Genomic DNA, 17144 nt, shown 5'->3' with positions numbered 1-17144 from the left:
CGTGACCCCATCCTGAACCGTGGGTGTGTGCACCGGCGCCTTCGCAGCACAAGGCTGCTCCTACAGTCCCTATGCCGTGGCAAGCCCTGGGCCCCGGCATACCATAAATTGACGCTTCCGTTCTATTCCATGCCGATCGCCAGGGCTACAGTTCAGCCAGTCCTTCACAAAAGCCCGCTACCCCGAGGCTTTACCAGCGTGCCACGCACCGCTGGCTCAACCATAAGATCATCACAGTTCTGATTCGCTCACTGCTTTTTGAGCACCCTGCCAATCGCACGTCTGCAGCTGTTTCCGCCCATGGAAAGGATGCCGATCATTTATTGGTCATAACAAAAACAAAGAGGGTCGTATGAGCCATGCCGATGAGATTCTTTCGGTAAACAACATCTTCAAAGTGTTCGGCCCCAACCCGAACATGGCCATGGAGATGCTCCGCAAGGGCGCCGACAAGAACGAAATCTTCAGAAAGACCGGCCACGTCGTCGGCGTGTTCGATGCAAGCTTTTCCGTCAAACGGGGCGAGATCTTCGTCATCATGGGCCTGTCGGGCTCGGGCAAGTCGACCATGGTGCGGCTGTTCAACCGCCTGATCGAACCCACCGCCGGCAGCATTCACCTCAACGGCCGCGAAATCACCGGCCTGTCCGATAAAGCCCTGCTCGATGTGCGCCGCAAGGAAATGGGCATGGTGTTCCAGTCCTTCGCCCTGATGCCGCACATGAGCGTGCTGCAGAACACCGCCTTCGGCCTGGAAATCGCCGGCGTTGCTGAAACCGAACGCCACCGCCGTGCCCGCGAGGCGCTGAGCCAGGTCGGCCTGGCCGGCCACGAGCACAGCTACCCGCACCAGCTGTCCGGCGGCATGCAGCAGCGCGTGGGCCTGGCCCGGGCGCTGGCCAACGACCCGACCATCCTGTTGATGGACGAAGCCTTCTCGGCCCTTGACCCGCTGATCCGCAACGAGATGCAGGGCGAGCTGATGCGCCTGCAGGCCGAGCAGCAGCGCACCATCATCTTCATTTCCCACGACATCGAGGAAGCCATCCGCATCGGCCATCGCATCGCGATCATGGAGGGCGGCCGGGTGGTGCAAATCGGCACCCCGCAACAGCTGATCAACCAGCCGGCCAACGATTACGTGCGCGCGTTCTTCAAGACCTTCAACAGCCGCTGCCAGTGTTCCAGCCTGGCCAACAGCACGCCGTTGCAGTCCCTGAGCCGCCACTGACCCCCGCGAGGTTTGCCCCATGTCCGAATTCAGCCTGCTCGACCCGTTCCAGGCGGCCACCATCCCCCTGGGCGACTGGGTCACCGCTACCCTCAACTTCCTCGTGCACAACTTCCGTGAGGTGTTTCGCGCCATCCGCTGGCCGATCGACCAGGTGCTCAACGGCATCGAGTTCACCCTGCAGAGCATCCCTCCCACCATCGGCATCCTGCTGTCGTCCTTGCTCGGCTGGCAGCTGGCGGGCAAGCGCATGGCGCTGCTGTGCTTCGTCACCCTGACCCTGCTGGGGCTGATCGGCGTGTGGTCGGAGTCGATGACCACCTTGGCGCTGGTGCTCACTTCGGTGTTTTTCTGCGCGGTGATCGGCATCCCGCTGGGCATCGTCTGCGCCCGCAGCAACCGCCTGGAAAGCATTATCCGCCCCGTGCTCGATGCGATGCAGACGCTGCCGGCGTTCGTCTACCTGGTGCCGGTGGTGATGCTGTTCGGCATCGGCAACGTGCCGGGCGTGCTGGTGACCATCGTGTTTGCCCTGCCGCCGCTGGTGCGCCTGACCAACCTGGGCATCCGCCAGGTGCCGGAAGACAAGATCGAAGCGGCCCGCGCCTTTGGCTGCACGCCGCGGCAGATGCTGACCCGCGTGCAGCTGCCGCTGGCCACCTCGACCATCATGGCCGGGCTCAACCAGACCCTGATGCTGTCGCTGTCGATGGTGGTGATCGCCTCGATGATCTCGGTCGGCGGCCTGGGCCAGATGGTGCTGCGCGGCATCGGCCGGCTGGACATGGGCCTGGCCACCGTCGGTGGCATGGGGCTGGTGCTGTTGGCGATCTTCCTCGACCGCCTGACCCAAGCCATGGGCGCGCGCACCAATGCCGACCCGAGCCTGCGCTGGTACCACACCGGCCCGGTGGGCCTGGTGCTGCGCCTGTGTGGCGCGGCGCAACCACAAGGGCAGCGCAAGGCAGCCTGAAACACCGCGTTCTATCTGCCGCAACCCTCGACAACAACCCGAAAAGGTACGCGAAGATGTACGAGTCCCCGTTCACCCGTCGTTTGCTTCAGTGCGCTTGTGCCATCGCGCTTTCCGTAACGTGCCTGGGCGCCAGCGCCTCCACCGACAAGCCAGGGGAGGGGGTGAAGATAACCCCGTCGTTCCCTTCGGTGGATGAAGAACGCTTCCGCGGCGAAATCGCCATGCAGGGCCTGCGCGAATTGGGCTACAACGTGCAGAAACCCAAGGAAACCGAATACGCCACGATGATTCTGGCAGTCGGTTACGGCGACGCCGACTTCAGCGTCAACCTGTGGGACAAACTGCACGCCAGCTTCTACGAGAAGGCCGGCGGCGACCAGAACATGGTCAAGGCCGGCGATATCATGCCTGGCGTGTTGCAGGGCTACCTGATCGACAAGAAAACCGCCGATCAATACAACATCAAGTACATCACCGACCTGAAGAAGCCCGAGCTGGCCAAGCTGTTCGACACCGACGGCGATGGCAAGGCCGACCTGACCGGTTGCAACCCCGGCTGGGGCTGCGAACTGGTCATCGCCCACCACATGAAGGCCTATGACCTGGACAAGACTGTGCACGTCAACCAAGGGTCGTATTTCGCCTTGATGGCCGACACCATCACCCGCTTCAAGGAAGGCAAACCGGTGCTCTATTACACCTGGGTACCCCAGTGGGTGGCCGGGGTGATGGTGGAGGGGCGCGACGTGGTGTGGCTGCAAGTGCCCAACACCGATTTGCCGGGCGGCGGCAACAGCGTCGATACCACGTTCGAGGGCAAGAACCTGGGCTTTGCGGTGGACAAGGTCGAAGCGGTACTCAACCGAGCGTTCGCCGACAAGAACCCGGCGGCACTGAAGTTTCTGTCGCTGGTGCAGATCAGCGCGGCGGACGAGAGCGCGCAGAACCTCAAGATGCAGAACGGCGAGAAGAACCTGAGCGACATTCAGCGCCACGCCCAGGCGTGGATTGCAGCGCATCGTCAGCAGTTTGATCAATGGCTGCAGGCCGCGCGAGCGACAGCGGTGCAAGCCAGCAACTAGCGGCGCCACCTTGCAGGTGGGGTGATTCTTCCAACACTACGATCAAGGAAGCCCTCGCACCATGATGACTTCGCCGTTCTCGATCCCCGCCCAGTCACGCCGTATCGACCCGTCGGCCGCGCTCAGGGCCGACGGCTCGGTCGATGACAACGACCGCAGCGAAATCGGCCCGACCCCTTTGGCGTTCGCCGAGTGGGCCGCGCTCGGCCTGCAGGTGCCGCAGTTGGCGACGATGCGTGAGTACCGCCTGCAACGCATCTGCGAGCAGCTCGTGGCCCGTGACCTCGGCGGCATTCTGCTATTCGACCCGTTGAACATCCGCTACGCCACCGACAGTACCAACATGCAGCTGTGGACCACCCACAACCCCGCCCGTGCCTGTTTCGTCGCTGCCAGCGGGCATGTGGTGCTGTGGGATTTTCATGGTTGCGACCACCTCTCGGCACACCTGCCGTTGGTGCGTGAGCTGCGCAGTGGCGCGTCGTTCTTCTACTTCGAAACGGGCGAGCGTACCGACGAACATGCCCGGCGTTTTTGTGCCCAGGTCGACGAACTGCTGCGAACCCATGCCGGCGACAACCGCCGCTTGGCCGTGGACCGCATCGAGGTCGCCGGCCTGCGGGCTCTGGACGCCTTGGGCGTGCAGGTGCATAACGGCCAGGCAGTGACTGAGTTCGCGCGTTTGATCAAGGGCCCCGATGAAATCCTCGCCATGCGCTGCGCGGTGGCTTCCTGTGAAGCTGCCATCGCTGAAATGCGCCAAGCCATGCGCGCCGGGGTAACCGAGAACGACGTCTGGGCGGCGTTGCACAGCGGTAATATCCGCCGTGGCGGCGAGTGGATCGAAACCCGCATCCTCAGCTCCGGCCCGCGTACCAACCCGTGGTATCAGGAGTCCGGCCCACGGGTGCTGAACGACGGCGACCTGCTGTCGTTCGACACCGACCTGATCGGCGTGTACGGCTTTTGCGTCGACATGTCGCGCAGCTGGATGTGCGGCGGGCTTGAACCGACGGCCGAGCAAAAACGCCTGTATCGAATCGCCCATGAGCACATCCAGGTCAACGCCGACATGGTCAAGCCTGGCGTGCGTTTCTCCGAGCTCACCGCTAACGGGCATCGTCTGCCGGAAAGCTGCCGTGCCCAGCGTTATGGGGTGATGTTCCATGGCGTGGGGCTGTGCGACGAGTACCCCTGCATTCGTTACCCGGAAGACTTCGACGCCTACGGTTACGAAGGGGAACTGCAGCCTGGCATGGCGCTGTGCGTAGAGGCCTATGTGGGGGAGGTGGGAGGGCGTGACGGGATAAAACTGGAGAACCAGCTGTTGGTGACGGAGACGGGGTATGAAGTGCTGACCCATTACCCGTTCGAAGGCAGTTTTCTCGACGAGTGACTGAAGCGGCCCGGGCCCGCTTGGCGGCCCCGGGTCGTTGCAGCGTAGGGGTTATCCGTTCAGCTCGGCGTCGGCCAGGGGTTGCGCCTGCTTGCTCGCAGACTTCTTCTCCTGCACCACGATGTAGAACTCCTCGCCGTGTTTCACCGCGCCATACAGCACGGCCTTTTCGATCAGCTCAGTGCCACGCAAGTGGCGCAGCATCATCGGGTCCTTGCGCAGGTCGCGGTACAGCGCCAGGCACAGCAGCACCATCACCACGACAAAGGGCAGCGCCACCACGATGGTCAGGTTCTGCAGCCCGGTGAGCGCTTCGCCGGGGTCGCGTGGGTCGCCGATCGCCAGCATGATCGCCGCCACCGTGCCGGTCAGCGCCCCCCAGAAGATCACGGTGCGCCGTGATGGCGTGGTGGTGCCGTGCTCCGACAGGGTACCCATGACCAGCGACGCGGCATCGGCACCGGAGACGAAGAAGATACCCACCAGGATCATCACCAGCACCGAGGTCACCGAGGCCAGCGGGTAGCTGTCCAGCAACTGATAAAGGGCATGGTTGCTGTTCACGGCGCCATTGACCAGTGCGAAGCTGCCTTCGCGCAGGGCGTCGATGGCGGCACCGCCGAAGATTGTGAACCACACCAGGCTGACCAGGCTCGGTACCAGCAGCACACCGGTGACGAATTGGCGGATGGTGCGGCCGCGGCTGATGCGGGCAATGAACATGCCGACGAAAGGCGTCCAAGAGATCCACCAAGCCCAGTAGAACACTGTCCAGCCGGCCAGCCAGCTGTCCATCTGCTCACCGCCGCTGGCGTTGGTGCGGGCCATCATCTCTGGCAGCATCTTGATGTAGATGCCGATGGAGGTGGGCAGCAGGTTGAGCATCAACAGCGTCGGGCCAACCAGGAACACAAACACTGCCAGCACCAGCGCCAGCACCATGTTGGTGTTGGACAGCCACTGGATGCCTTTGCCGATGCCAGAGACCGCAGAGGTGACGAAGGCGATGGTCAGCAGGGTGATGATCGAGATGTAGAACAGCTTGCCGGGGCTCACGATCCAGCCGTTGTATTCCAGGCCACCGGCGATCTGCAGGGCGCCAAGGCCGAGCGAGGCGGCAGAGCCGAACAAGGTGGCGAAAATCGCCATCATGTCGATCACACGGCCAATTGGGCCGTTGGCGTGTTTGCCGATCAGGGGCCGGAAGGCGGTGGAAATCAGCTGCGAGCGGCCGCGTCGGAAGGTGCCGTAAGCGATCACCAGGCCAACGATGGCATACATGGCCCAGGGGTGCAGGGTCCAGTGGAACAGGGTGGTGGCCATGGCCACCTGCATGGCTTCGCTCGATTGCCCGGTGGCCGAGCCGGGAGGCGGCGACACGTAATGCGACAAGGGTTCGGCAACGCCGAAGAACATCAGGCCGATGCCCATGCCGGCGCTGAACATCATGGCTACCCAGGAAACCGTGCGGAATTCTGGCGCTTCGCCATCACGCCCTAGCGGAATTCTGCCGTAGCGGCTGGCGGCCAGCCACAGCACGAAGATGACGAACACGGTCGAGGTAAGTACGAAAAACCAGCCAAAGTTGAGAATGACCCAGGATTGCGCTGAGGACGCGCTGGCGGCCAGGCTGGCCTGGCTGATGAAGCCCCAGATGACGAAGCCGATGGCCAGGATGCTGGTGATGCCAAAGACGATCCAGTCGATCTTGCCCTCGAGGTGCCGGTCCTGGCGCGCTTCTGCAGTCTTCGAGGGGTCCGTCACGCCAAGGTCGAGCGTTTCGGTAATGTGTTCCTTTGCCATGAATGGTGTTGCCCCTTTGTGGCTTACCTGCGCGTGCAGGCTTGTTGTTGTGGGCTGCCGGGGTCGATGACGGTCTCGGCGGGGGAGTCTTGCCGGGCCGATTATCCTGTGCGAGTCACAGCGCTTCCTGTCCCGAATGCGCCGTGGGGCATCCATTGAACGACCTGTTTAATACTTTTAGTTCCGGGGGCGATGGCCCTATTTGTCCCGCGTTCTGGTACCCTGATGGGCATTACCCTGGCCCGCACTCCCGAGCACCGTAGAAGCGGCGCTGCCTGCGAGCCTGGCCTTATCAGGAAACGGAGATTCGTCAATGGCCACTGACCGTGTGAGCCTGATTCATTTCGATAAATTGAGCATGAGCCCTGCCGCTGCCCAACGGTTCCAGACTGCCCTCGATGCCCTGGAAACACTCAAGCTGCAGGACCGGTACGTGTACCTCGTTGCTCCTTATCTGGGTGATATCGCCGACGCCTCTGACCGTGAGCAACTGAAAACTGCCGAGGCACAGTGCGTTCGTGTGGTGGAGGAACTGTTGGCCGCCAAGTCGATTACCAAGGCCAAGTCCGAAGAGCTTCGCAAAGTCTTTGAAGAAGCCGCCGAACGTGTGCGCGCTGAAATGCCGGCCTGAATGTTGGTCTTGAGCGTGTAATGGCCAAAGACATCGACAACCCCTGCGTCTCGCTTTGCCAGCTCAACAGCGAGCTGTGCGTAAGCTGTGGCCGCACCCGTGAAGAAATCCGCAAGTGGCGCGGCATGAAGCGCCCTGAGAAAATGGCCACCGTGCAGCGCGCGGCCACGCGGATGAAGGCCATCGTCAAGAAGAACGCGAAACGGCAGAATACCGACTGATCGTTGTCTGTTGCCTCAACACTCAACTCCCTGAACGTTAAATCGAGCCTGGAAAATGGATTCTCACTCGCTTCTTGCCTTTACCCTGGTCGCTGCGATCGCCATCGCCAGCCCTGGCCCTGCAACGCTGATGGCGATCAACAACAGCCTGGCCCACGGGCAGCGCAGCGCTGTCTGGTCCTCGCTGGGCAATGGTTCGGGACTGTTCTGCCTGTCGGCAGCGGCCATGCTCGGGCTGGGCGCCTTGTTGGCCAGCTCTGAAGTCCTTTTCAATGCGGTCAAGATCATCGGTGCCGCGTACCTGTTCTACCTCGGCGCACGGCAGTTGTTGAAGAAAGGCCCGATGCTCGAGTCGGGGGCGGAGGCAGGGGTGGCCAAGCAACGCCCGACGCCGATGAAACTGTACAAATCGGCGTTCCTGACGGCGGTGACCAACCCCAAGGCGACCATGTTCTTCACGGCGCTGTTCCCGCAGTTCATCGATCAGGGTGCAGCGTTGCTGCCGCAGTTCCTGATCCTGACCGGGATCTTTGTCGCCTTGTCGCTCGTTTCGCTGACCCTGTACGCCGCGCTGGCCTCGCGTGCCAAGGGCGTGTTGACCCGGCCCAGCCTTTCGCGCTGGGTGAGCCGGGTGGTGGGGACGACCTTCATTGGCTTCGGTGCGGCCATTTTGACCATGCGTCGTCAGGCCGCGTAAAGGTTAACCGCAGGGCCCTCAAACCCGTGTATGCATTTGCAGCAGGCATCCTGAGTCCGGTGCATTGCCCAACGCTTCGAGCTTCAGGGCCTGCCGCGCACTGGTGATGAACAAGGTAGCGCCTGCTTCCCCGCCAAAGCACAGGTCTGTAGGGCACGGCACCGGCAGGCCGATCATGCGGTCCAGATTACCGTCGGCATCGAAGCGTGCCACGCTCCAACCGTCCAGTTGGGTGGTCCACACCCCACCTTCACTGTCCAGCGCCAAACCGCCAAGCCGGCCACCCCCCAGTGGCAGCGAGGCGAGCCTGCGCACGCTGCTGATGCCCGGCTGCAGCAGCAGGATGTCACCGGCTTCCGGGGCCAGTGCATATACTGCTGAGCCCTTGGCGTCCCAGCGGAAAGCACTGACTTGCTCCGGTAACGACCAGCCATGGCGCAACTCGCCCTCAGCACTCAGTTCGCCGATCAGGCAACCACTGGCAGTCTTCGCGCACGCCCACAAGGCCCCCGAAGGGTGCGTGGCCAACGCCAGCAGACGGCTGCCGAGCAGGTCCTGACGCGGGTGCTCATGGCCTTCCCAGTCGACCAACGACCACCCGCCAGCCTGGGCCACCAGCAGCCCGTCGGGGTGCAGCTCCATGCCGCGTACCGGCAGGTCAAGGCGCGTCAGCTGGCGGCTGGTGTGCCCGTCCCAGCAGTGGATCGCCGGTGCCAGGGTGTCGGCCCAGTACAAGCGCTTCTGGCCCGCATGCCAGCGCGGAAACGCGCCATGGAATGCCCAAGGCCCGGGTACCACGCTGAGTTCGCCCGCGGCTTGCGGTGCGCTGTCGGGGCGCAATTGCTCGCCTACCCGGCGTGCGGCCTCGGCCAGTTCAGGGCCGAGCAGCGTCAGGCGTTCCAGGGTCAGCCGGTAGGCTGGCCCTGCGACACTCAGGGCGCCACGCACCTGGCCTTGCTTGTCGACGATCGGTGCGGCGACGCAGCGCACACCTAGGCGGATTTCCTCGTCGTCCAGGGCGTAGCCGCGGGTCTGGGTGATTTGCAGCTCAGCCAGCAGCCGACGGCGGTCAGTGATGGTCAGAGGGGTCAACGGTGCCAAAACCAGCCCCTTGAGAATTTCATCGCGAGCGGCTGCAGGCAGCGCCGACAAAATCGCCTTGCCTTGCCCCGTGCAGTACACCGGCTTGCCTTGGCCGAGGCTGGCCGCCGAGCGTTGGGTATGCGCGCCCTCGCAGCGCTCCAGCGATAACACCTGGTTGCCATCGAGCACCGCCAGGTACGAGGTCTCCCCGGTTAGGTCGCGCAGCGCGCGCAGCTCTTCGCTGGCCGCCGCCACCAGGTCAGGTTCCAGGTAGGCGTTACGGACCATCTCCAGGTACTTGAAGCCCAGGCGATAGACCTTGCGGGTCGGGTCGCGGCGGATCATGCCGCGCTCCACCAAGGTGGCGATGATGCGGTACAGCGTGGTGCGCGGCAGCGGTACTTGCTCGGCCAGTGCAGCCTGGCTGATGCCCGAAGCGGTAGCGCCAATGGCCTGCAACACATCCAGGGCTTTTTCCAGTGCTGCGGTGCCTTCACCCGTTTTCATTGTTTTCCCACCCTTTGGAACTCGGTTGCCAAGGGGCACAGTCTGCCTCTTTTCAGCGGGATTTTCCGCCATAGAATCAGCCTCAGCAGGGCTTGAAGCGATTATGTGTCCCACATTGTGGGATTTCGCCTGGGCCGATCATCGGATGAACCCGCGAGGAGAACCTACAACAATGTCCGTCATCCATAACTACGCCGATGCCCACGAGAGTGTCTCTGCCAAACAGGTCGAGGTGAGCGACGAAGTGCTTGCCAAGCTCGCCACGTGCAGCAGCGGCTCGCTGACCACTCAACTGTTCAAGCGTGGCTTCCGCCAGCCGGCGCTGGTTGGCTTGCGTGCCATGACCCGTGATGTAAAACCGTTCGCCGGGCGTGCCTTCACCATGCGCTTCATCCCGGCCCGTGAAGACATCGACACCTATTCGACCATGACCACCAAGCCCAATGACGACAACCTGCAATGGGTGGGTGTGGAGCAGATTCAACCGGGTGACGTGCTGGTCATCGACAGCCGCAACGACCCGGCTGCCGCCTCGGCCGGCAATATTCTGGTAACCCGCCTGCTGGCCCGGGGGGCCAAGGCCATCGTCACCGATGGCGCCCTGCGCGATGGCAGCGAGATCGCTGCCATGAACCTGCCGGCCTATGCCCGGGAAATTACCGCCACCACGCGTATCTCCTACCACCACGTGGCCGACCTTCAGGTCCCGATCGGTTGTGCCGGCGTGGCCGTGTACCCCGGCGACATCATCGTCGGTGATGCCGATGGCCTGACCGTGGTGCCTGCGCACCTGGCCGAGGAAATGGCCGAGGTGTGCAGCGTGCAAGACGACATCGAGCACTACCTGGCCATGCGCATCGCGGCCGGCGAAGCGCTGTGGGGCGTGTACCCGCCGAGCCCGGCGTCGGTCTCCGACTACCATGCCTGGGTTGCCGCTGGCCGCCCGGCGATCCCGTCGATCATCACCCAACAGGGGGCCTGAACCATGGCCGAGCACAAGCATGCGCAACTGATCCGCCGTTATTTCGCTGCCTGCAACGCAGGTGATTACGACCAACTGGTGTCCTGCTTCACGCCTGACGCGGTGCACTACTTTCCGGCGGGCTTGCCAGAAATCCCTTGGCGCAGCGCAGACACCATCGCCCGCAAATGGGTGTGGTGCGTTGAGCAGCTGGGCTCGCAGTGGACCATCGAAAAGATCCTGGTCAGCCATGACAGCGACGAAGCGGTGATCGAGTGGACCCACTGGAAGCGCAAGCTTGGCACTGCGGTGCGTGGGGACGAGTGGTACCTGTTCGATGAGCAGACCGGGTTGATCAAGGAAATCCGCGCCTATTACGCCTCGCCAGCGCAGCAGGACGTGGAAATCAACGAACTGGTCGATTTCGACTACGTCGGCCGTGGCTATCACCTGGAGCCGAAGGCTCGTTGAGCACGGTGGCTGCACTGAACGATTCAGGAGTAAAGCAATGACCTCTCATCAAGACCCCAACCTGGCCGCCATCGACGCCATCGTGGCCAAATCTGCTGCCGCTGCGCACGTTTGGGCTGACGCCAGCGCCAGCCAGCGCGCCACGTTGCTGCGCGGCCTGGCCGATGCGCTGGAGCAGCACCAGCCGGACCTGGTCGCTATCGCCGACCGTGAGAGCGGGCTGGGCGAGGCACGCCTCAACGGTGAAGTCGCCCGTACCGCGTTTCAGCTGCGCGGCTTTGCCACTGAAGTAGAAGCCGGCGTGCCTTACCGCCGAGTCGACGATGCCGCAGTGGCGGGGGCTCCTCCCGCTGGCCGCCCACGGCTGTCACGTATCCAGCGGCCACTGGGTCCGGTGGCGATGTTTTCAGCCAGCAACTTCCCGTTCGCCTTCTCGGTGCTCGGTGGGGACACCGCCTCGGCGCTGGCTGCCGGCTGCCCGGTGGTGGTCAAGCCGCACGCCGGCCACCCTGAGCTGTCTCGCGCCGTATTCACCTTGGCGGCGGCCGTGGTGCGTGCCCAGGGCTTGCCGGAAGGCCTGCTGACCTTGGCCGAAGCCCCCAATCGCGCCGCGGGTACCTACCTGGTGCAGCACCCCTCGATTACCGCAGTGGCGTTCACCGGGTCCTACCAAGGCGGCAAAGCCTTGTGGCAGGCGGCCAATGCGCGTGCCCGCCCGGTGCCGTTCTTCGGTGAGCTGGGGTCGATCAACCCGTTGGTGGCGCTGCCATCCGCCCTGCAGCACGACAGCGAAGGCCTGGCCAAGACCCTGGCCGCCTCCATCACCCTTGGCTGCGGCCAGTTCTGCACAAGCCCCGGCGTGATCGTGCTGCTGGATTCGCCGCTCAGCCAGCGCTTCATCGCTCAATTGGCCGAAGCCATTGCGCCAATCCGCACGCACCGTATGCTCACCCCCGGCATGCAGCAAGGCTTTGAGGCCGCTGCCGCCAGCGTGGCCGAGCATGCCCGGCCGTTGTTCGCGCAGCAGCCCGAGGGTGCCGGCCCCGCGCCGCGGCTATTTGCCACCGACGCGGCCGCTTTCATTGCCAATGCGCACTTGCGTGAAGAGATGTTCGGCCCGGCCGCGTTGGTCGTCACCGCGCAGTCGATCAGCCAGGTCGCCGACGTGCTGGATGCGGTGGGCGGTACCCTGACCACCACGCTGTGGGGCCTGGACGCCGACAGCGAGGACAACCGCCGGTTGTTGCGTGCTGCGCAGCGGGTATCCGGGCGGGTATTGTTCGCCGGCGTGCCCACCGGTGTTGCCGTGTGCCATGCCCAGCAGCATGGCGGGCCATGGCCGGCCTCCACTGCACCACAGACCACCTCGGTGGGTTTTGCGGCCATCGAGCGGTTCTTGCGCCCGGTCGCCTTGCAGGACGCACCGGCCTGGGTGCTGGGGTGAGGAGGGTAGGGCGATGATGCGACATATCGTGTTGTTCCGCCGGCTGGCCGGGGTGGATGCCCAGCCTGAACTGGAAGGCAGGCTGGTGGCGCGGATGCGCGGCCTCACGGAAGAAATCGACTTCATTCGCGACTGGAGAGTCGCCGCCAACGAACTGGATCGGCCGATCTGCTGGGACTACATCCTCGAGTCCAGCTTCGACGATGCCCAGGCCGTGCAGCGTTACCTGCCACACCCGGCGCACCAGGCCCTAGTCGCCGAGCTTAAACAGTACTTCGAGTGGGTAGCGGTGGATTACAGCGTCTAGACCTCTGATCAGCGCCCGGCTCGCTGACGGGGCCAGGCGCTATAACAAAAAAGATCCGGCATCACAGGTGCCGGGCGGAGTCGTACATGAACAAGAAAAAGAACTACCGCTGGACGATCCTGACCCTGTTGTTTCTGGCCATGATCATCAACTATGTCGATCGCGCTGCCTTGTCGATCGCCATGCCTTTCATCACCCAGGAATACCACCTCACGCCCGCCGAGAAGGGCATGATTTTCAGCAGCTTCTTCTTCGGTTACGCGCTGTTCTGTTTCGTCGGTGGCTACTTGGCCGACCGTTACGGCCCCAAACGCGTACTGACCTGGTCCATGAGCTTCTGGTCGGTGCTGTGTGGCTCTACCGCCCTGGCGTTCAACTTCTGGTCGCTGCTGATCGTTCGCGCCCTGTTCGGTGTAGGTGAAGGGCCGGTTTCGACCACGGCCAACAAGACAGTGAACAGCTGGTTCCCGATCAAGGAGCGTGCCCGCGCCATAGGTATCAACCAAGCGGGCGGCCCGTTGGGCGGCGCCTTGGCCGGGCCCATCGTCGGTTTCCTCGCGTTGTGGCTGGGCTGGCGAGTGGCCTTCGTGGTCATCGCAGTGATCGGTGTGCTCTGGGCCATTGCCTGGTGGCGCATGGCAGCGTCCACGCCAAAGGAACACCCGCAGGTTTCGGCCGAAGAACTGGCGCTGATCAACGAGGGCCGCGAAGCCCCCGTGACCGCCGTGGAAGAGGCGCCGCGCACGCCGGTTTTGCAGATCATCCTGCAGCGTTCGGTGCTGGTCACCGGTGTCTCGCTGTTCTGTTACAACTACATTCTGTATTTCTTCATGACCTGGTTCCCCAGTTACCTGATCGACGCCAAGGGCATCGACCTGAAGGCCATGAGTATTGTCACCGCGTTGCCATGGCTGGTGGGCACTGTCGGCTTCGTCTGCGGTGGGCTGCTGATCGACTGGGTGTTCAAACGCACCGGCAAGCAACTGTTTTCGCGCAAGGTGGTGCTGGTTACGTGCCTGCTGATTGCGGCAGTGTGCATCGGTTTGACCGGGCAGGTGCAAAGCGTGACCAGTACGGTCGCGGTCATGACCGTGGCGATCGGCTTCTTGATGCTGACTGCGCCGGCTTACTGGTCGTTGATCCAGGATGCCGTGCCCGATCATCAGGTCGGTACGGCTGGTGGTTTCATGCACGGGCTGGCCAACCTTTCGGGCATCGTTGCGCCGACCGTGACCGGGTTCATTATCCAGTCCACCGGCACCTACGCCAGCGGCTTTGGCCTGGCGGCGGCGCTAGGGGTTGTAGGGGCCTTGATCGTCGCCTTGTTCGTCGGCCAGAAACCGGCAAAACAGGCAGCAGCCGTCGCTACCGCTTGACTTGATGGCACCTCCAGCGGGGCAACCCGCTGGGCTTCTGCACTTCACACGTTTTTGGGAATTCGCCATGCCTACGCTTCTTATCACCGGCGCCGCCGGTATCGTCGGAACCGCGCTGCGCCCTTACCTGCGCGAGCGTTTCACCCTGCGCCTGCTGGACCGCAGGCCGGTCACCGAGTTGAACGCAGGCGAAGTTGCGCTGGTCGGCGATCTGACCGACCCGGCCTTCGTCCGCCAAGCCACCGAAGGCGTTGACGCGGTGCTTCATCTGGCCTGCGCCCACGGCACCGACATACACTTTCAGAGCACTGTGCAGCCCAACTACCATGCCACCCTGTACTTGCTCGAAGCCGCGCAACGGGCTGGCGCCAAGCGCTTCGTGTTTGCCAGCAGCCACCATGTGCTGGGCCAGTACCACAGCCAGGCGGCCACTCATTTCGACGACAGCCCGGTGGCCCCGGACAGTTACTACGCCTTGAGCAAAGTGTTTGGCGAAGCGGCCTGCGCCATGTTTTCGCAGCGCAGCGACCTGGCCACATTCGTCGTGCGCATCGGCAATGCCGACCCCAAGGTGGCCGACGCCCGTCGGCTGCGCTTGTGGACCAGCGCCCGCGACCTGGCGCAGTTGGTGCTGATCGGCCTGGAGCACCCGCAGGTGCGTCACGAGATCGTCTATGGCGTGTCGGAGTGCCCGGATGCGTTCTTCCATAACCGCCGCGCCCGTGCGCTGGGCTATTGCCCCCAGGATAATGCCAGCGATCATCTGGCCGACGACTTCCTGGCCTACGAGGCCATGGCGCCGGTAGGCTCTGGCCGCGATCACGTTGGGGGGGCCTACGCCGGTGTGCCTTTGGCCAGTGTTCTGGAGCAAGCATGAAAATCGTCCGTATCGATACCCAGGTCGTGGAAATTCCTTTCCAGGATGGCGGCAAGGGCCTGGGCATCACGCCGACCACCTGGCACACGCTGGAAAACGTGCTGATTCGATTGGAAGACGAGCAGGGTAACGTCGGCTGGGGCGAAGCCTTTGGCTACTTCGTCGCCGATGCCACCAAGGCCCTGATCGATCGCCTGATTGCGCCGCTGCTGCTGCACCGCCAGGTCGATGACATCGCCGCCTTTAACCGCGAACTGCAGTTGCGGTTGCACCTGTTCGGGCGTTATGGGGTGACGATGTTTGCCATTTCCGGCGTCGATATCGCCCTGTGGGACCTCGCCGCCCGCCGCGAGGGCGTGCCCTTGCATCGACTGCTGGGCCAAGCCCATCGCGAGCAGGTGCCAGCCTATGCCAGCCTGGTGCGTTATGCCGATGATGAGGTGGCACCGGCGATCTGCGAAAAGGCATTGCGCATGGGCTTTTGTGACATCAAGTTGCATGAGGTGACGTTGCCGGAGATCGCCGCCTGCCGCGACGCCGTTGGCAACGACATACCGCTGGCGACCGACGTCAACTGCGCCTGGACGGCTGCGGACACCCGCGCCTGGCTGCCAGCATTGGCGGACCTGCAACTGGCCTGGCTGGAAGAGCCGATATTCCCACCGGAAGATTTCGCCACGTTGGCCAGCTTGCGCGGCCAGGGAGTGCCGTTGTCGGCAGGGGAGAACTGGTGCACTGCCGTGCAGTTCGAGCAGGCGCTGGTGGCAGGTGCGGTCGATTCGATCCAGCCCAGCGTGACCAAGGTCGGGGGTATTTCCGAATGCCTGCGCATCGCCGCGCTCGCTGACCAGCACAACGCCGTGGTATTGCCGCACTGCCCGTACTTCGGCCCCGGCCTGATCGCCACCTTGCACCTGGCGGCGGTGCAACAGCGCGTGCCACAAGTGGAGTACCTGTTCGTCGAACCGGTGGCCTGGTTGTACCCGGTCGAGCAACTGCGCCAGGGCAACTTGTTGCAGATCCCGCAGGGCCCCGGCCTTGGCCTGGACATCGACGTGCAAGTCGCCGAGCGCTACCGCCGCTGACGCTGGCGCGTATCCCGTAATTGCTCCCCTCCGCTGTGCCACGGCGCGGCGGCAGGGGCGACGTGTGCCCGTGAGGGCATCGGAGGTCCTATGCAACCGTTGGTTCTGAGCAACGCCACCTGGTCTGTCGGGCTGCTTCCTGCCTGGGGTGGGCGTATCGCCCACCTGCGTGCCGAGGGGCTCGACGTGCTGCTGCCGATCTCGGCCGAGCACTTCGACCCGCTCGACTGGCCGCGGGCTGGCGCGTACCCGCTGGTGCCGTACTCCAACCGTATTCGCAATGCCCAACTGCAGTTTGCAGGGCAGGCCTATACATTGCCGGCTCACCCCGCAGCGCGGCCGCACACCTTGCATGGGGTGGCGCACACACTGGCGTGGCACGTGCTGGAACCCTGTGCCGGGCAGTTGACCCTTGCCTGCGATTACCAAGGCGAGCACTGGCCCTGGGCATTTCGTGCCGAACAGCGTTTCGTGCTCGAAGGCAATCGCTTGAGCATCGTCCTGGCGCTGCTCAACCAGGGGGATTCCCCCATGCCTGCGGGCCTTGGGCTGCACCCGTATTTTCAACGCCATGCGGAGCTGAAAGTACGTTACCAGGTTGGGCGGGAATGGCAGATCGATGATCAGTACCTGGCTACCGGCGGCTTTCGGCAGGCCACGCAGCCTGTGTCGATTGACGCCGATGACGTACAGGCGTTGGCGCACTACCAGTCCTGCTGGGATGGGCTACTGGAACTCGATTACCCGGCGGGCAGCCTGAAACTGCAGGCAAGCCCACCCCTGAGCCATTTCGTTGCCTTTGCCCCGGCCGGCAGCCGCTACCTGTGCCTGGAGCCGGTTTCGCACCTGGCCAATGCCTTCAACCAGCCTGAACAGGCCTGGGGCGATACCGGCACCCAGGTGCTGGGCCCTGGCCAGCGGCTTGAAGCCACCCTCGAATTTACCTGGCAGCGACGCTGACAGCTTTGCCGACCGCTGTACCCGACACCCACAATA

Annotated in this window: 17 protein-coding genes; 15 read left to right on the top strand and 2 right to left on the bottom strand. The window is 63.6% G+C overall.

Translation table 11 applies throughout. The features are described from left to right. Positions 1-352: 352 nt before the first annotated feature. The 4 genes from ACMCNM_RS18140 (at position 353) to dddP (ending at position 4685) form a co-directional block, all read left to right on the top strand. Entirely contained in the window at positions 353-1231 is an 879-nt protein-coding gene (locus ACMCNM_RS18140) for a quaternary amine ABC transporter ATP-binding protein (RefSeq protein WP_412765086.1), read from the top strand. Positions 1232-1250: 19 nt separating this feature from the next. After that, positions 1251-2204 carry a glycine betaine/L-proline ABC transporter permease ProW gene (gene proW / locus ACMCNM_RS18135; RefSeq protein ID WP_099429070.1) on the top strand — a complete coding sequence of 318 codons (954 nt, stop codon included), beginning with the start codon at positions 1251-1253 and terminating at the stop codon, positions 2202-2204. A gap of 56 nt (positions 2205-2260) precedes the next feature. Continuing rightward, positions 2261-3289: a glycine betaine/L-proline ABC transporter substrate-binding protein ProX gene (gene proX / locus ACMCNM_RS18130; protein ID WP_339549720.1), complete on the top strand. Its 1029-nt coding sequence runs from the start codon at positions 2261-2263 to the stop codon at positions 3287-3289. Between the two features lie 61 nt (positions 3290-3350). Further along, the gene (gene dddP / locus ACMCNM_RS18125) at positions 3351-4685 is read left to right on the top strand and encodes a dimethylsulfonioproprionate lyase DddP (RefSeq protein WP_412765085.1); all 1335 of its coding nucleotides are present in this window, start codon (positions 3351-3353) and stop codon (positions 4683-4685) included. Positions 4686-4736: 51 nt separating this feature from the next. On the opposite strand, the gene ACMCNM_RS18120 is transcribed toward dddP, so the two are convergent. Then, complete coding sequence (locus tag ACMCNM_RS18120; protein ID WP_412765084.1) at positions 4737-6488, bottom strand: BCCT family transporter; 1752 nt, start codon at positions 6486-6488, stop codon at positions 4737-4739. A gap of 313 nt (positions 6489-6801) precedes the next feature. Here ACMCNM_RS18120 and ACMCNM_RS18115 point away from each other — a divergent pair, with 313 nt between their 5' ends. From ACMCNM_RS18115 to ACMCNM_RS18105, 3 genes are read left to right on the top strand one after another with little or no spacing between them, the layout of a single operon-like run. Then, entirely contained in the window at positions 6802-7119 is a 318-nt protein-coding gene (locus ACMCNM_RS18115) for a hypothetical protein (RefSeq protein WP_027593642.1), read from the top strand. 20 nt (positions 7120-7139) lie between these two features. Continuing rightward, positions 7140-7340: a DUF1289 domain-containing protein gene (locus ACMCNM_RS18110; RefSeq protein ID WP_027593641.1), complete on the top strand. Its 201-nt coding sequence runs from the start codon at positions 7140-7142 to the stop codon at positions 7338-7340. A 55-nt stretch (positions 7341-7395) separates the two neighbouring features. Then, on the top strand, positions 7396-8037 hold the full coding sequence (locus ACMCNM_RS18105; RefSeq protein WP_186703593.1) for a LysE family translocator: 642 nt from the start codon (positions 7396-7398) through the stop codon (positions 8035-8037). Between the two features lie 18 nt (positions 8038-8055). Here the strand turns inward: ACMCNM_RS18105 and ACMCNM_RS18100 are convergent, their stop codons facing one another. Next, positions 8056-9627, bottom strand: coding sequence for an IclR family transcriptional regulator C-terminal domain-containing protein (locus ACMCNM_RS18100; RefSeq protein WP_412765083.1), 1572 nt, complete (start codon positions 9625-9627; stop codon positions 8056-8058). Between the two features lie 172 nt (positions 9628-9799). Here ACMCNM_RS18100 and ACMCNM_RS18095 point away from each other — a divergent pair, with 172 nt between their 5' ends. From ACMCNM_RS18095 to ACMCNM_RS18060, 8 genes are all read left to right on the top strand, one after another. Continuing rightward, entirely contained in the window at positions 9800-10609 is an 810-nt protein-coding gene (locus tag ACMCNM_RS18095; protein ID WP_186703592.1) for a ribonuclease activity regulator RraA, read from the top strand. Positions 10610-10612: 3 nt separating this feature from the next. After that, positions 10613-11059: a nuclear transport factor 2 family protein gene (locus ACMCNM_RS18090; protein ID WP_027593637.1), complete on the top strand. Its 447-nt coding sequence runs from the start codon at positions 10613-10615 to the stop codon at positions 11057-11059. Between the two features lie 37 nt (positions 11060-11096). Then, complete coding sequence (locus ACMCNM_RS18085; RefSeq protein WP_412765082.1) at positions 11097-12503, top strand: aldehyde dehydrogenase (NADP(+)); 1407 nt, start codon at positions 11097-11099, stop codon at positions 12501-12503. A gap of 13 nt (positions 12504-12516) precedes the next feature. Then, complete coding sequence (locus tag ACMCNM_RS18080; protein WP_027593635.1) at positions 12517-12810, top strand: Dabb family protein; 294 nt, start codon at positions 12517-12519, stop codon at positions 12808-12810. An 86-nt stretch (positions 12811-12896) separates the two neighbouring features. Next, a complete protein-coding gene (locus ACMCNM_RS18075; RefSeq protein WP_027593634.1) occupies positions 12897-14186 on the top strand; it encodes an MFS transporter in 1290 nt (429 codons plus the stop codon). Positions 14187-14253: 67 nt separating this feature from the next. Further along, positions 14254-15063 carry an NAD-dependent epimerase/dehydratase family protein gene (locus ACMCNM_RS18070; protein ID WP_027593633.1) on the top strand — a complete coding sequence of 270 codons (810 nt, stop codon included), beginning with the start codon at positions 14254-14256 and terminating at the stop codon, positions 15061-15063. Then, positions 15060-16148 carry a mandelate racemase/muconate lactonizing enzyme family protein gene (locus ACMCNM_RS18065; RefSeq protein WP_412765081.1) on the top strand — a complete coding sequence of 363 codons (1089 nt, stop codon included), beginning with the start codon at positions 15060-15062 and terminating at the stop codon, positions 16146-16148. Before ACMCNM_RS18070 ends, ACMCNM_RS18065 begins: the two co-directional genes overlap by 4 nt. Positions 16149-16238: 90 nt before the next feature. Beyond that, complete coding sequence (locus tag ACMCNM_RS18060; protein ID WP_412765080.1) at positions 16239-17108, top strand: aldose 1-epimerase; 870 nt, start codon at positions 16239-16241, stop codon at positions 17106-17108. Positions 17109-17144 lie beyond the last annotated feature (36 nt).

The organism is Pseudomonas sp. NGC7 (genome assembly GCF_047159675.1).
In the GTDB taxonomy this organism is placed as follows: Bacteria; Pseudomonadota; Gammaproteobacteria; order Pseudomonadales; family Pseudomonadaceae; genus Aquipseudomonas; species Aquipseudomonas kermanshahensis.
This window is presented reverse-complemented; position numbering and strand designations above follow the sequence as displayed.

Bases quoted from the DNA above. Each gene is read 5' to 3' on its own strand.
- ACMCNM_RS18140 (WP_412765086.1), top strand. From the start codon at position 353: ATGAGCCATGCCGATGAGATTCTTTCGGTAAACAACATCTTCAAAGTG.
- ACMCNM_RS18110 (WP_027593641.1), top strand. From the start codon at position 7,140: ATGGCCAAAGACATCGACAACCCCTGCGTCTCGCTTTGCCAGCTCAAC.
- ACMCNM_RS18070 (WP_027593633.1), top strand. From the start codon at position 14,254: ATGCCTACGCTTCTTATCACCGGCGCCGCCGGTATCGTCGGAACCGCG.
- ACMCNM_RS18115 (WP_027593642.1), top strand. From the start codon at position 6,802: ATGGCCACTGACCGTGTGAGCCTGATTCATTTCGATAAATTGAGCATG.
- ACMCNM_RS18075 (WP_027593634.1), top strand. From the start codon at position 12,897: ATGAACAAGAAAAAGAACTACCGCTGGACGATCCTGACCCTGTTGTTT.
- ACMCNM_RS18085 (WP_412765082.1), top strand. From the start codon at position 11,097: ATGACCTCTCATCAAGACCCCAACCTGGCCGCCATCGACGCCATCGTG.
- ACMCNM_RS18065 (WP_412765081.1), top strand. From the start codon at position 15,060: ATGAAAATCGTCCGTATCGATACCCAGGTCGTGGAAATTCCTTTCCAG.
- proW (WP_099429070.1), top strand. From the start codon at position 1,251: ATGTCCGAATTCAGCCTGCTCGACCCGTTCCAGGCGGCCACCATCCCC.
- ACMCNM_RS18120 (WP_412765084.1), bottom strand. From the start codon at position 6,488: ATGGCAAAGGAACACATTACCGAAACGCTCGACCTTGGCGTGACGGAC.
- proX (WP_339549720.1), top strand. From the start codon at position 2,261: ATGTACGAGTCCCCGTTCACCCGTCGTTTGCTTCAGTGCGCTTGTGCC.
- dddP (WP_412765085.1), top strand. From the start codon at position 3,351: ATGATGACTTCGCCGTTCTCGATCCCCGCCCAGTCACGCCGTATCGAC.
- ACMCNM_RS18060 (WP_412765080.1), top strand. From the start codon at position 16,239: ATGCAACCGTTGGTTCTGAGCAACGCCACCTGGTCTGTCGGGCTGCTT.
- ACMCNM_RS18100 (WP_412765083.1), bottom strand. From the start codon at position 9,627: ATGAAAACGGGTGAAGGCACCGCAGCACTGGAAAAAGCCCTGGATGTG.
- ACMCNM_RS18080 (WP_027593635.1), top strand. From the start codon at position 12,517: ATGATGCGACATATCGTGTTGTTCCGCCGGCTGGCCGGGGTGGATGCC.
- ACMCNM_RS18095 (WP_186703592.1), top strand. From the start codon at position 9,800: ATGTCCGTCATCCATAACTACGCCGATGCCCACGAGAGTGTCTCTGCC.
- ACMCNM_RS18090 (WP_027593637.1), top strand. From the start codon at position 10,613: ATGGCCGAGCACAAGCATGCGCAACTGATCCGCCGTTATTTCGCTGCC.
- ACMCNM_RS18105 (WP_186703593.1), top strand. From the start codon at position 7,396: ATGGATTCTCACTCGCTTCTTGCCTTTACCCTGGTCGCTGCGATCGCC.